Origin of the sequence: Tetragenococcus koreensis (assembly GCF_003795145.1) — a bacterium.
Lineage (GTDB): Bacteria > Bacillota > Bacilli > Lactobacillales > Enterococcaceae > Tetragenococcus > Tetragenococcus koreensis.
In genome coordinates, this window is the sequence record NZ_CP027786.1 from 903,227 (window position 1) to 917,361 (window position 14,135).

At 35.5% G+C, this 14,135-nt stretch carries 17 protein-coding genes; 3 read left to right on the plus strand and 14 right to left on the minus strand.

The genetic code is table 11. The features are described 5' to 3' along the window. Window positions 1–23: 23 nt before the first annotated feature. The 6 genes from C7K43_RS04225 to C7K43_RS04250 form a co-directional block, all read right to left on the minus strand. Window positions 24–1,082, minus strand: coding sequence for an ABC transporter ATP-binding protein (locus tag C7K43_RS04225; RefSeq protein WP_124005722.1), 1,059 nt, complete (start codon window positions 1,080–1,082; stop codon window positions 24–26). 160 nt (window positions 1,083–1,242) lie between these two features. Then, a complete protein-coding gene (gene tagD, locus C7K43_RS04230; protein WP_124005723.1) occupies window positions 1,243–1,641 on the minus strand; it encodes a glycerol-3-phosphate cytidylyltransferase in 399 nt (132 codons plus the stop codon). Between the two features lie 94 nt (window positions 1,642–1,735). After that, a complete protein-coding gene (locus C7K43_RS04235) occupies window positions 1,736–2,218 on the minus strand; it encodes a GNAT family N-acetyltransferase (protein WP_124005724.1) in 483 nt (160 codons plus the stop codon). 96 nt (window positions 2,219–2,314) lie between these two features. Beyond that, window positions 2,315–2,923 (minus strand): superoxide dismutase, encoded by a 609-nt coding sequence (locus C7K43_RS04240; RefSeq protein WP_124005725.1) that lies wholly within the window; start codon window positions 2,921–2,923, stop codon window positions 2,315–2,317. An 83-nt stretch (window positions 2,924–3,006) separates the two neighbouring features. Then, window positions 3,007–3,438, minus strand: coding sequence for a GtrA family protein (locus C7K43_RS04245; RefSeq protein WP_124005726.1), 432 nt, complete (start codon window positions 3,436–3,438; stop codon window positions 3,007–3,009). Window positions 3,439–3,460: 22 nt separating this feature from the next. Continuing rightward, window positions 3,461–3,889, minus strand: coding sequence for a GtrA family protein (locus C7K43_RS04250; protein ID WP_124005727.1), 429 nt, complete (start codon window positions 3,887–3,889; stop codon window positions 3,461–3,463). 353 nt (window positions 3,890–4,242) lie between these two features. Here C7K43_RS04250 and C7K43_RS04255 point away from each other — a divergent pair, with 353 nt between their 5' ends. Further along, window positions 4,243–5,040, plus strand: coding sequence for a DUF1189 domain-containing protein (locus tag C7K43_RS04255; protein WP_124005728.1), 798 nt, complete (start codon window positions 4,243–4,245; stop codon window positions 5,038–5,040). A 78-nt stretch (window positions 5,041–5,118) separates the two neighbouring features. Next, on the plus strand, window positions 5,119–6,072 hold the full coding sequence (locus C7K43_RS04260) for a phosphoglycerate dehydrogenase (protein WP_124005729.1): 954 nt from the start codon (window positions 5,119–5,121) through the stop codon (window positions 6,070–6,072). 24 nt (window positions 6,073–6,096) lie between these two features. Here the strand turns inward: C7K43_RS04260 and C7K43_RS04265 are convergent, their stop codons facing one another. Beyond that, window positions 6,097–7,038 (minus strand): glycosyltransferase family 2 protein, encoded by a 942-nt coding sequence (locus C7K43_RS04265; RefSeq protein WP_124005730.1) that lies wholly within the window; start codon window positions 7,036–7,038, stop codon window positions 6,097–6,099. Between the two features lie 94 nt (window positions 7,039–7,132). After that, window positions 7,133–8,437, minus strand: coding sequence for an LTA synthase family protein (locus C7K43_RS04270; RefSeq protein ID WP_226996733.1), 1,305 nt, complete (start codon window positions 8,435–8,437; stop codon window positions 7,133–7,135). Window positions 8,438–8,593: 156 nt separating this feature from the next. Between C7K43_RS04270 and C7K43_RS04275 the strand changes: the two genes are divergently transcribed. Beyond that, the gene (locus C7K43_RS04275) at window positions 8,594–9,952 is read left to right on the plus strand and encodes an IS4 family transposase (RefSeq protein ID WP_124005106.1); all 1,359 of its coding nucleotides are present in this window, start codon (window positions 8,594–8,596) and stop codon (window positions 9,950–9,952) included. Here C7K43_RS04275 and C7K43_RS04280 read toward each other — a convergent pair. The 6 genes from C7K43_RS04280 to liaF all read right to left on the minus strand — a co-directional run bounded on the left by C7K43_RS04280 (window position 9,915) and on the right by liaF (window position 14,028). Continuing rightward, window positions 9,915–10,502 carry a hypothetical protein gene (locus tag C7K43_RS04280; protein ID WP_124005731.1) on the minus strand — a complete coding sequence of 196 codons (588 nt, stop codon included), beginning with the start codon at window positions 10,500–10,502 and terminating at the stop codon, window positions 9,915–9,917. The genes C7K43_RS04275 and C7K43_RS04280 overlap by 38 nt on opposite strands. A 109-nt stretch (window positions 10,503–10,611) precedes the next feature. After that, window positions 10,612–10,905 (minus strand): HesB/YadR/YfhF family protein, encoded by a 294-nt coding sequence (locus tag C7K43_RS04285; protein WP_124005732.1) that lies wholly within the window; start codon window positions 10,903–10,905, stop codon window positions 10,612–10,614. A 12-nt stretch (window positions 10,906–10,917) separates the two neighbouring features. After that, entirely contained in the window at window positions 10,918–11,583 is a 666-nt protein-coding gene (locus C7K43_RS04290) for a potassium channel family protein (RefSeq protein WP_124005733.1), read from the minus strand. 11 nt (window positions 11,584–11,594) lie between these two features. After that, window positions 11,595–12,224 carry a response regulator transcription factor gene (locus C7K43_RS04295; protein WP_124005734.1) on the minus strand — a complete coding sequence of 210 codons (630 nt, stop codon included), beginning with the start codon at window positions 12,222–12,224 and terminating at the stop codon, window positions 11,595–11,597. Next, a complete protein-coding gene (locus tag C7K43_RS04300) occupies window positions 12,221–13,300 on the minus strand; it encodes a sensor histidine kinase (protein WP_124005735.1) in 1,080 nt (359 codons plus the stop codon). The genes C7K43_RS04295 and C7K43_RS04300 overlap by 4 nt, the downstream gene beginning before the upstream one ends. Continuing rightward, window positions 13,297–14,028, minus strand: coding sequence for a cell wall-active antibiotics response protein LiaF (liaF, locus tag C7K43_RS04305; RefSeq protein ID WP_124005736.1), 732 nt, complete (start codon window positions 14,026–14,028; stop codon window positions 13,297–13,299). The genes C7K43_RS04300 and liaF overlap by 4 nt, the downstream gene beginning before the upstream one ends. Between the last annotated feature and the right edge of the window lie 107 nt (window positions 14,029–14,135).

Sequence of the window (14,135 nt, forward strand, 5' to 3'; positions counted from 1 at the left end):
CTCTTCCTTTTCTACAACAATATTTACTTGAATACCCGCATGATTACGTCTGTCGGATGGGCAACTGAGTAAGTCAAAGACTTACCACTAAAAGATACTAGCATGCAAAAAACTGTTGCTAATAAGGTCACAACCAAAAGTAACCTGGTTGGAATCGTCATTTTATCACCAAGTGGCGTACGTTCCAATTTTTTAGCAAGTTGTTTGTTACTTAGATTCTGTTTCTGTAATTCTCCATCTTCAGGGGCTTGTTCTTTTAACTTTTCAAGCGTAAAGGACTTTTGCTCTTCTTTTTGGCGTTTTTGATAATTTCTTTGTTTTTTCTTGGGTAATTTTTTAAACCACCGAATAAACTTTTTGTAATGCTCCATAATTTCTTCTGTAGGGCCAAATTCTCGGATATCACCATAATGCATCCAAATGGTTTTATCACACAATTTTTGTACTTGTTTTAGAGAATGGCTCACAAAAAAGATCGTTTTACCTTGCGCTTTGAACTCTAAGATCTTATCGACACATTTTTGATAGAATGTATCATCTCCAACCGACAACGCTTCGTCAATAATCAAAATATCCGGATCATTATGAACCGCAATCGAAAATCCTAAGCGTGAACGCATTCCGCTTGAATAGTTTTTGACAGGTTGGTTAATAAAATCGCCTAAGTCAGCAAAAGCGACAATATCATCAATTCGTTCATCGATTTCTTTATTGGTCATTCCCGACATCAACGCTTTAAGACGAATATTTTCCATTCCCGTCAATTGCTTTTTCAAGCCAGCGCCAATTGAAATAATCGAAGGCTCTCCATTGATTTCCATAGTCCCTGAAGTCGGCGGAATAATACCACTGATAATATTCGATAGCGTTGATTTACCTGAACCATTAATCCCAATGAGCCCAATCGACTCGCCAGCTTTAACCTCAAAGCTCACACCCTTTAAAGCCCAAAAACTTGGGATGCTACCATGAGAAAATTTAAAAAGCGATTTTATTTTGTCTGACTTTTTCTTATAAAGATCGTATTCTTTGGTAACTAATGTAGCTCGTACCTTTACATCATCGTTTTTCAATTTATTCATCCATTCTTATCTTAACTGCTTTTTACTTAACAAAAACATTTATATCATAGCATATTTACTCTATGAAAAGAATAACAAGTAAAAAACTAATGTTTAACTTAGCATTTTTTTAAAGAACGCCCATCACGCTAAAAAAGTCGAGGTTGCTCGACTTTTTTAATTAATTTAATTTTAAATCGTTTTTGATCTGTGTCGTTGAAACCTTAGGCGTTCTTGGTAGATACATCACAGTGACAGAAGTCTGTTCTTCGATAAAGTCAAATTCTCCTACCCAATCATCGCCCATGACAAAAGTATCGACATGATATTCTTCAACATCTGTCACTTTTTGGCCCCAGCCTTCTTCCGGAATCACTAGATCAACATAACGAATAGCTTCAAGTAACTGCTTACGTTTATCATAATCAAAGTAGCACTTTTTTTGTTTTTCTTTCCAATTAAATTCATCTGTTGATAGTGCAACAATTAAATAGTCACCTTGTTCTTTAGCACGACGTAACAAATTAATGTGACCATAGTGCAATAAATCAAACGTGCCATATGTAATTACTTTTTTCATATCATTACCTCATTTATTTTTAATATATTGAAGATACCAAAAAATTTAAAAAATAGCAACTTTACTTCAAAATGCTAAAATTTCGTTTCACAATTTATTCTTTTTCAAAAACGTAATCCACCATTTGATAGCCATCTCCGATATCTGTAATTTCTTCTTTTAGCAAAACAAATCCTAGATGCTGATAGACACTAATTGCCTGAGTGTTCCCTTGATTAACCCGTAAATGTTGCTTTACTCCATATTTCTCACTCAATTCATCAAACCAAGCAAAAACTTCTCTCATTAGCCCTTTATTACGATATTCACTAGTAATATAAATTTTACTTAAATATAGATAATCAGGCGTTACTTTATAAGCGGTGTAACCCACGTATTGGTTATCTAACACTAGTGCATAATAATTAACATCTGCATCAATTTCCTGCATGATTAACTCTTTACTCTGATAATGTTCCAACATATATTCTACTTGATTACTGCCGATGATGGGAGTAAATACTTCGTGCCAAATTTTCACTAAAACTGGATAAAAGTTATCCAATTGGTCTTTTGATGTGATTTTCTGTCTTTCCAAAACGACAAACTCCTTTGCGAAATCTTCCTATAGTATAAAACCTCCCGCTTTTTTTTGCGAGAGGTTTTATCAATGTTTTAATAGAAACAGCAAGCTTTACTTCGCTGCTTCATAATTTTTATTTGCTTGTTCCCAGTTAACAATATTCCAAAAAGCGGCAATATAGTCAGGTCTTACATTTTTGTATTTCAAATAGTAAGCATGTTCCCACACATCTAAGCCAACGACCGGTGTTTGTCCATCTGTTAATGGAGAGTCTTGATTCGGCGTAGAAGTAATTTTTAATTTGCCATTATCCAACACTAACCAAGCCCAGCCAGAACCAAAGCGTCCAGTTGCAGCTGTCTTAAATTCATCTTTAAATGCATCGAAACTGCCAAATTCTTTATCAATCGCAGCTTTTAACGCACCCGTTGGTTCGCCCCCACCATCAGGTGATAGAATTTTCCAGAAGAAAGCATGGTTAGCGTGTCCACCACCATTGTTTCGAACAGCCGTATAAACATCGTCGGGTACATTAGCCAAATCAGCAACTAAATCTTCTACTGACTTATTTCCTACTTCAGGATGTTTTTCAATCGCAGCATTTAAATTTGTCACGTAAGTATTATGATGTTTATCGTGATGCAAGTGCATTGTCTCTTCGTCAAAATAAGGTTCTAAAGCGTCATACGCATAAGGTAAATCTGGTAAAGTGTAAGCCATTTCTTTATTCCTCCTAAAATACTATTTATTACAATTTAAGACTATCAAAGAAAGCGATTTTATTCAAAACAAATGCATTTATTTTAAGGTAATTTTCGAAAAACCAAAAATTTGCTGAAAAAATAATTGGCCACACCAACTAAAATTTGCGTAAGGACTTTTGCTAAACCATTACCAAGTTGCACCCATTCTCTCAATAAATACATGCTGCTCATATCAATTCCTAGAGCAAACAAACGAAAAAACATAAAACGTAGAAATTGCTTCCAATAAGCCCATCGACTAGCAGACTTCGCGTGAAAAACCCATAGCTTATTGGTTACAAAAGCAAATACATTGGCTAAAAACCAGGAAATAATTGTCGCTGTCATATAATGCGCATGAAAAACCCCCATACACAGAAAATGAACGATAATATTAACAACCGTCGCTAATTGCCCAAAAAAGAGATAAGCGACAAATTCCCATAATCTCTTACGTTCCAACCAGTTTTTAAGATGACGAAAAAGTTGCATTGCCACTTACTCCCTTTAAAAATCAAACGTTTTTCGAGGTGAAAATCAGAAATTTACTAAATACATAATTGGCAACCACGATTATGGTCTGAGTAATAAGTTTTGCCAAAAATTCACCCATTTTAAAGACATCAATAAAGAGCAGCATACAGCCCATATCAATGCCAAAAGAAACAATCCGGTAGAAGAAAAATTTTCCTAATTCAACTAAAAATTGCTTAGTACCAGTGGATTTTGATTTGAACACCCATTTTTTATTGGTTGCAAAAGCAAACAACACGGAAAGTATCCACGAAAGCGTATTTGATACGACAAGGTTCCAGCCTAATAAATTTCTAGCTAGAAAAAAGACAACAAAGTTCACTACAGTTGTCATTCCGCCGAAAAATAGATAAGTAATTATTTCTCGCAATTTTTTATCTTCTTTTATTTTTCTTATTAATTGTTTCAATTTGCCACCTCACAATCCAGTATCATACCATTAATTCACGCGATTTAAAGTAAAAATATATATTTTTACTTTAATTATAACAAACTACCTTTACTGGAACTACTACAGGCCACTCTTTTCTATTTTCTATAGTAATTCCTCTAATTATTCAGTCTCTGAACAAATATTAATAAAGACTAAAGCCTTTAAAAGAAGAAAAGTATGCTATGATGCAATTATAAACAACAACGTACTTTAACGGTTTCCTAAAAAATAAGGCAACAGCTAAAAAACGAATAATTCTTCTTGTTTTCTCACTTTTAGTTAGATAAAATGGAAGGTATGAATAAAACTAATATTAAGAAGGTTAACTTATGACTTTGCTGCAGCTAGCAAAAAACTCAATCATGCATTTTAATAAATTAAAGGATGCTAAAAATATTGGCTTTGGTAAAATCATTATCTATTTATTATTATTAAGTCTGATTGCAGCTATACCTATTACGCTACAAGTTCGAAATGTTTTTTCGGACATTCAGTCAGATGGCGCAGAAATTGCCGAACAGATTCCTGATTTCACCATTGAAGATGGTCAAATACAAACAGAAGAACAGCAAGGCTTTATTTATCAGACGGACTCGATCATTTTCACTTTCGATCCAGAAGGACAACGAACAGCTGATGACATTTCCACTGATATGATCGGTAACTTTTTAAGTGTAGGACTACTACAAAACGAAGCTGTTTTAAGTCTACAATCAAATGAAGCCACAGAATCCATACTTGGAGATAATCAATTTGAATTTTCTTATACTGATGAACAGTTTCAAAATTTATCAGGCGAAGAATTGCGTAATGAATTAAGTCAAAGTCAACTTCCGTGGTGGACGCCGTTAATGGTTTTACTTGTTGCTACCTATCCTTCTTTTATTAACCTGATTGTTACTTTACTGATTGCATCCATTATTGCAAATCTATATAGTCGCATCCGTCGTGTTAAGAATCGGTTCTTGGATAATTTAAAAATAATGATCGCCAGCGCTACCTTACCGATCATTATAGGAGCAATTATCAATTGTTTTTCTGCAAGCTTTGACAGTACGACATTTGTTGCCATTCTATCATTCTTTATCTTTACACAAGCGACCAAAAGCGCTAAAAAAATCGAATAAATTGCAGACATTTCCAATTGGTTGGAAATGTCTTTTGTTTTAAAGTATTGTATACTGGGACATAAAGGAGTGAATTTTATGACAAAGTATATTTTATCTAATCGCCCATTTCGCGAAGAATTCGTGCAAAAAATGAAAGATATCGATAGTGATTATCACTTTGTTCTAGAAGACGATTTAAACAGTAAAGAAGATTGGCAAAAAGTCGAAATTACGATTGGATGGCAAAAAAATTGGAAAGAAAACTTATTATATGAAGGCACGCCCTTAAAATGGGTGCAGTCAATTTCGGCCGGGGTTGATTATCTACCACTAGATTTGTTTGAACAATACGGTATAAAGCTTTCAAACACCAGTGGCATCCACGCCCAGTCAATTGCTGACCATTTATTAGCAATTCTGTTCATGCAAAATCGTGGTATTTTTTCTGCTATTCAAAATCAACAACATGCAAAATGGGCACTTGCAGATAATTATGCAGTAATGCAAGATCGGCGTATCTTGATTGTTGGTACTGGGAGGATTGGCCAACGACTAGCAAGTTATTTGGATTTCTTTGCTGCTCAACCTATTGGCATCAATACCAACGGTCGGAAAATCGACCATTTCAAAGAAACTTATTCTTTAGACAAACTAGATGAACAATCAAATACAGCGGATGTTGTTATCAATATTTTACCTTTAACAGATGACACGTATCATCTATACAATACGGAATTTTTCAAAAACTTGAAAGAAACAGCTACCTATATTAACGTCGGCAGAGGGGCAAGTGTTGATACTAAGGATTTATACCAAGCTTTACGCGCCAAAGAGATTGCTTACGCCGCTATTGACGTATTTGAAGAAGAGCCACTACCTGCAGATCATCCGTTATGGAATTTAGAAAATATTTTAATCACGCCACATATTTCTGGCTTTACCCCTCATTTTCAAAAGAAATTTATGGCTATATTCCTCACTAATTTTACTAGTTTCGCCAAAAACGAACAACTCGCAGAAAATGAAGTATCCCTTACTTTTGGATACTAAAAAAGAAAGATGATCCAACTTGGATCATCTTTCTTTTTCTATATCTTTTTCTGTTTCTTTTACAATATAAATCGGTCGTTTTTTGGTTTCCAGAAAGATTTTACCGATATACTTTCCGATAATACCTAAAGATAGTAATTGTAATCCTCCCATAAATAGCACAATGGATGCTAATGACGGCCAGCCAGACGTTGGGTCCCCGAATAGTAACGCACGGATGACAATAAAAATTAATGCAATGATAGCTGCTATACAAGAAAGACCTCCGGTAAATGCGGCCAACGTTAAAGGAGCGTCAGAAAAATTTACAATGCCATCAATTGAGTACTTAAATAAACTCCAAAAAGACCATGAAGTTTTACCTGCAACGCGTTCACGATTCTCATAGGAAATATACTCTGTATTAAAACCGACCCAACTAAATATTCCTTTGGAAAAGCGATTATATTCTGTCATAGATAGAATCGCATCCACCATCTGACGGGTCATTAGTCGAAAGTCACGAGCCCCATCGATCATCTCCGTATCACCAAATTTATTAACCAACTTATAAAATAAGCGGGCAAAAAAACTACGAAGAACAGGTTCACCAACTCTGTCTTGCCGTCTAGTACCTACACAATCGATATCTGACGTCTCAAGACGTTCAATCATTTGTGGCAATAGCTCAGGCGGATCTTGTAAGTCAGCATCCATTACCGTAATTAAATCACCTTGAGTTGCTTGTAGACCTGCATATAATGCAGACTCTTTGCCAAAATTTTTTGAAAAAGAAATATAACGAACACGATCGGGCATTTTTCGATGTAATTCACGCAAACTTTGTAATGTATCATCTTTTGAGCCATCATTTACAAAAATATATTCAATCGAATGCGTGATCGACGAGGCAACTTTTTCAACTTCCCTTACAAAATAAGGTAACGATTCTTGCTCGTTAAAACATGGAACAACGATGGACAGCATACAAAAACCTCCTACTTCTAATAAACATAATTTTCAACCTAATCATACCATTTTACCCAAAAAGAAAGCGAGATTTAAAGCTCGCTTCTTTTTACTAATTATCAGCTTTTTGTTCAACATCATAATCAGAACCTTGCATTAAATACTTGTCATAGTAATCGGACCGTTTCGTCATTTCTTGGTCAAATTTTTCATAACCCATTTGTTCCATTAAAGTCTTTTTATCAGAAAACAAATTTACTCCCAAACCAAGCTCATCACCGGGAATTTGGACATCTAAAGCAGCTAAAGTGGAAGGGTACATATCTACAGCACTGAATAAGCGATTATTATCTTTAAATTCTGTTTTGCCTGTATTTAAAAAGACATTGTAAATACTCCGTTGATAGTTTGGATCGATATCTTCGAAAAAGTCCTTATCCATTGTCAAATGGTCTCCTACTAACACAACGGTCGTATTATCATAAAATGGCTGTGTTTTCATCCATTCAATAAATTCACTAACTTTTTGATCGGAATCGTGAATCACATTGCTATATTGGTCACCAAAAAGATCCGGTGTTTTATCTGTAGCGTAACCATCTTCAAAATGTGTGTCTGTTGTCAACATGGTAAAGTTAAAAGGTTCTTCTCTATCAGCAATGTCAGTCAATGAATCTTTGGCAAAATCAAAGAGCTTATCGTCTTCATATCCCCACCATTCATAATAATCTTCAGGTATTAGTCCTTCTTCTTTCGCCCAATGATAATCACGAACTTCATAATTGCCATGTTGCTGAAAATACGCTTTTCTACCAGCATATTCAGCTTGCGAGCCAATAAACAACATTTGATTATAACCTTCATTTTCTAGTACTTCACCTAAGCTATATACACCAGGGAAAAAAGCACCTGGTTCTTCTTTACCATAAGCATTGACATCTAAAACCCCATTACTCGCTCTTAAAGGAGCACCCGAAGTTTGTGAGACCATAGAACTTGCCGTTTGATTCGCTCCTGGAATTTGCATCATCCCACCTAATTGACCAGAATCATTGTGGGAAAATTGGATTCCCTCATGCAAAGCCATATCAGATAACTCTGGAATGAGGTTTTCCTCTTCAGTTCCTCCAATACTTTTGTCGGCATAACTACTTTCCATCGATTCAAGATAAATATAAACTAAATTTCTCTTCTTTTTAGGAAACTGTAAGTCAACAGTGGCCGGATTAACATAGGAATCATCATAAACCTTCGTATCTTCAAAATAATATGCTTTAACATCTGCATAACCGATTTCTCTAATACCTAAGGACAATCCTGAAGATAATGTTAACACTCCCAAGAAAAGGAAAATAGGTGATAAAAATTTTTTCTTTTTAATTGGTTTATCCTTTTTTAAAGTAATTTGGTGACTCAAGTTTCGCATACCCAAAATGATGATGTCCCTTTGATAGAACAACGCTGATAGTAAAATAATGGTTCGCTTGACTTTTGTTCAAAGGATACAAAAAGAACTCCTTTTGTTTTATAATGGATTTAACGACAAATCTAAAAACAAGGAGTTCTTGCTCTTATGATACACTTAAAAAACATCAAAAATCAATTACCAAATGAAATGAACGCAATTTTTTCTGAACTGAACGTCCTGAAATTTTTACGACAAACCTCTATTTGTAAGCAAAAAGGCTATTCTCCCGCCATTATTTTTACTTTTCTTTTCAGTTTAGTGTTTAAGGGCAAGACCTTGAACCAAGTCCTCAGCGGACGTGAAGCAGATCAATATATGAAGAAAGATACCGTTTACCGTTTGATGAACGATCCGCACAATAATTGGCGTAGCTTTCTGCTTCGTTTTAGTGCTTCTGTGATCGAAAAGATCCATCGATTAACAGATCCAAGTACCCATCTACGTACGCTTGTTTTGGATGACTCAACGTTCTATCGAAATCGAAGTCAGAAAGTGCCTGGTTTGGCGCGCCTTTGGGATCATGCTTTACAAAAAGGTTATAAAGGCTATCGCATGCTAACTTTAGGCTTTTCTGATGGGTACTCTTTTATTCCTATTGATTTTGGATTGCTTTCAGGCAAAAACCAAGTCAATCAAAAACAAGCGGAAAGTGATCAAAGAACGAGTGGGGCAAAACGCTTCAAAGAAGCCCAACGATCTATGCCTGATGTGGCCATTGAGATGGTGCAAAGAGCCCTTGATCAAGGCGTTTACGCCAGTCATGTGTTAATGGATAAATGGTTTACCTCTCCTAAAATGATCGATCGTTTGCATGATTTAGGCATCCATACCCTAGGTATGGCAAAAAATGGCAAAACCCAATATTTTTATCAAAGACGTTTATATAAATTAAGCGAACTCTACCAAAAGTCAATAAAGGAATACTGTCAAGAAGCCATCATTTCCTCTATTATTGTTCAGCCAAGCAGCGGGAAGAACCCCGTCAAAATCGTTTTTGTCAAAAATCGGAATAACCAAAGTGCTTGGTTAGCCCTTATGACAGATGACCTGACTTTGTCATCCCAAGAAATCGTGAAGACGTACTCGGTTCGCTGGGACATAGAAACGTTCTTTAAAGTTTCCAAATCTCTCCTTCATTTGTCACAAGAAACCCAAACGCGCAATTATCAAGCCTTGATTTGTCATACCACCATTGTGTTCACGCGCTACATCTTATTAAGTTGGCAACAACGCTGTGCCAATGACGAGCGGACCTTAGGCGGCTTATTTTATGAACTTGCTGACCAAATAAAAGAACTTGACTGGTCGGTGGCTTTATTAGAACTAATGGACATTTTGCAAGCAGTCAGTGAAAAAGCGAGTCATAAACTACAAGACTTCATTGAAAGTCAACTACAGCTCTGGATCGATACGCTGCCCAATTATATCAAGGCTTATCTACCGAATTTGGTGTGCGAAACTTGAGTTGGTGAGTTGCAAAAAAATAAATAATCATTACGCCAATGTTTGTAAAACAAAAAGCTGAAATCAATGGCTTAGCAATAAATTCTCTGATTTTTAAAGGATCTGTCCCACGCAGAGGTTGACTCATAATATAAACGATCTGATCAAAGCGAACATTTCCCATATCGTGCATAGTCCAATAGCTGCTAGTATAAGCAAGACTACCTGTAAAAATAAAGAGTATTAAAAAAATAAATGTAACCCATTGTGGCTTATTGAAGTAAGTACTCCGTATAATATAACCTCTATTTGAGATAATTATATACAATTGCAATAGACCAAGTATAACAAGAGCCGCAATAATACACATTACCATATTTTGCGGATTATTAATTGGAGAATATAGCAATGCTGGGGGATTCAATAATGCGCGATTAAATGCTCGCCATAAAAGAAACGATAGAAGAATGTATTCTCCACTTAATAAAAGAATATTTCGAATAACTTTTTTATTGCTTTTCGTTAAGAGGCTATAAGATAGCAGGATTAAAAAAATTAAAATAAGTAACATAAACAACATCTTTCTTTATATATTTTTTTAAAATTATAACACAAAAAATGTTGATCATGTGGTTTCTATAAAAAACCAAATGCATTTTTTAGCACTTGGTTTTTTATAGCTAATTTTCTGTAAAAATATATTTAGGTTCATCTAGTTTCTCATCATAATCGACGGTTAAATCATAATTTTTAAAGAACCAATCATCTGCTTCTTCAGCAAAAAAATTTATTCCGTCCATTTCTTTTTCGATCATGGGATGTTCTGGACGATCAACCGACATACCGATCGAAAAACCGTCATGTACTTGCGTACTTCCGTAAACTTTTCCGAAAAACTTAATTCCCATATCGGATTCTAAATCGATTTCTCTTTTAAACCAACCTAGAGCTTCTGGCGTAATCGTTAAATTCATTTAGTACACTTCCTATTCATTTAATTTTTCATCTAATTGGTCAACTTCCTCAGCATTACCTATAACTAGCAAATGGTCATTTTCGCGAACGACTTCTTCTGCTGCAGGAGAAGCAATAACGTCCCCATTACGACGACGAACAGCTACTACAGTTAGTCCAAAGCGTCGACGAAAATCCATCTCTAATAAAGTTTTATTGAAGAACTTTTTATTTCTTACACGAACTTCTGCTAAAGAATACTCATCGGACAACTCAATAGAATCCAAGATGTTGCTAGAAACCATCTTATGAGCAATTCGCACGCCCATATCACGTTCTGGATGAACAACTCGGTCTGCGCCAATTTTTTCTAAAACACGCGCATGGTATTCATTATTGGCCTTAGCTAAAATATTTGGCACACCCATTTCTTTAACCATTAAAGTGACCAAAATACTTGCTTGGATGTCTTCACCAATGGCTACGATTACCTGGTCAAAATTACGGATCCCTAGCGAACGTAATGTTGTCTCATCCTGAGCATTTCCTACAACAACGTGTGTCGCAATATCCATATATTCATTAGCACGGTCTTCATTGCTATCAATAGCTAATACTTCTTGATCTGATTCTACCAAAGTTTGACAAATACTCCCACCAAAACGACCTAATCCGATAATAGCATAATTTTGTTTCATGATGTTCTCCTTTAGTTGATTAAATTATGCTTAAAAGCATAAATCGCAGCTTGTGTACGATCTTCAACTTCTAATTTTGATAATATATTCGACACGTGCGTCTTCACCGTTTTTAAAGTGATAAATAATTCATCTGCAATCTCTTGGTTGCTTCTCCCTTCAGCAATCAACATCAAAACTTCCTTTTCACGAATCGTCAGTTCTTCATGTAGCTGGGCTGCTTCATAAGACTTGCGTTGACTCATTTTATCAGATACTTCAGATTCTAACACACGTTCTCCACGTTGTGTTGCACGAATTGCGTCTGCGATTTCAGCCGCGCTAGAAGTTTTCAATAAATAGCCTGCTGCACCTGCTTGCATTGCAGGATAAACTTTTTCATCATCGATAAAACTGGTAACAATCAGAATTTTTGCTGCTGGCCATTCTTTTAAGATAAGTTGGGTAGACTCAATCCCATCCATTTCATCCATAACTAAATCCATCAAAATAACATCTGGGCGTAATTGGATCGCTTTTTCATAACCTTCTCGTCCATCTTCTGCTTCACCAATAACTTCAATATCTTCTTGAACCAACAAATAAGAAGATACCCCCAACCGGACCATCTCGTGGTCATCCACTAATAAAACACTTATCATTTTTTAAAGCCCTCCTTAATTAAAGGAATTTTTATTTCAATACTCGTCCCTTGTCCTTTAAAGCTAATGACTTTAACCGTTCCTCCAATAGCAGCAATCCGCTCACGTATATTGCGTAAACCATAACTGCCGGCTTTTTCTTTTTGATCTGGATTAAAACCGACCCCATCATCAACCACTCGTAATAAGATATTTTGATCAATCAAATGTAAATACACTTCTAGCTCATTAGCTTTGGAGTGACGTAAGGTATTTGATAATAGTTCTTGCACAACGCGAAATAACTGGTCTTCAATATGACGTGGAATTTTCAGATCTTCAATATCCCAAGTCAAAGAAAGTGTAATTTTCGTCTGCAGTTCGCGTAATAATTGTTCAATTCCCTTCTTCAAGGTCTTATCTTCCAAGTTGACCGGGCGTAAATGCAACAATAAAGCACGCATTTCAGATTGCGAGGTGTTAATAATAGACGAAATCATTTGCAGTTGTTTTTGTTGCGTTTCAGAAATATCCGACCCTTTTGCTTGTTCCGTAACAGCCGACATCATCATCATCGCAGCAAATAACTCTTGTGATACTGAATCATGCAATTCTCTTGCTAAGCGATGGCGCTCACTTTCAAGTATCTCTTCTTTTGTTTGACCATCGATAGAAGGAGATCGAGTATTTAAAGCTTGTAGTTCACTTGACATATCCTTCATTTTTTCTTTAATTTGAAAAATATCTTGATGTATAGCAGTAAGCTCTTTATTTTCATTTGTACCAACAATCGGACGAATTAAAAGCGGATCTTCCAAATTGCCGTTGACTAGTAAACGAATTTTTTCTGCTAGAGGCGTCATTTCTTTTTTTTGATAATAAGTGAGAGTAACAAAAGTAATGAGCCCGCATACAAGCGCAATCCCAACTACATAAAATATAATCGGCATATAAGCAATTCTCACTTGAAATATTTGTAGCCACCATTGCTCTTGTTCTAATCCCAACATGTAAAAAGCCAAAATGATCAACATGGTAAAAAAAGCAAGCAGACTACTGAATGTGGCTAGCATTTTTCGCGTTTTCCTAGCTGTCATACCCGAAACACCTCAATATCACCAATTAGCGTATTTGTTACTAACTTCAAATGTCGTGAACTTTCACTATATTCTTTGCTATAAAGCGTGAGCGTTTCATTTCGTAATTTTGTCTCATAATCCTCAAATAAGACAGCGCCCATTAAAGCAGTATGTTCTAATTGTACACCAATCCCCGTGGGAATCAATATTCGTGTCCGCCCGATTCCCTTTCTAATAAGAACGATATTATCTTTTTTAGGTAAAATTGTATTCCCTAAATCAATGATCGTATCCCCTGATAGCACGTTTAAATTAATGTCATCCCACTCATAAACATGGTCACCAATACGTTCGTTGCCTAACCATTGCTGTTTTTTCTTTTTACCATCATGACTTTCAGACTCTTGTGTTTGAACCATAATCATTTGTTTCTTGTGCCAAAACGCATATTTAGAAAGATCAATACCTGAAATTTCAATCCCTTTGAGTCCTATAAAAAGGATAGTAAAAACCAGCATAAGCCAAACTGCTGGATTGTTAAGCAAGCCAAACAAAATCAAAATAACTCCCAAAAATAATTTGAAGTTACCAGTTTTTAATTTTCTTTTGCGACGTAAAGCAAGGTAAATTAAAAAGACCCCTGAACCTATCAACAAGAGCAAAAATGGGTTTTGGATTGTTTGCCAAATAACCATTAAAAATAATAAGCTCTCAATGACGAAAAAAAATCGTCCCGGTTTTTTCACATAATTCACCTCTTTTAATTTCTTCTTTTCTATACTTTACTACAAAGCAGCTTAGTACTCATCCGCCTTCCGGCTGAAAAAATAGGAATAAACCTGAAAGGTTCATC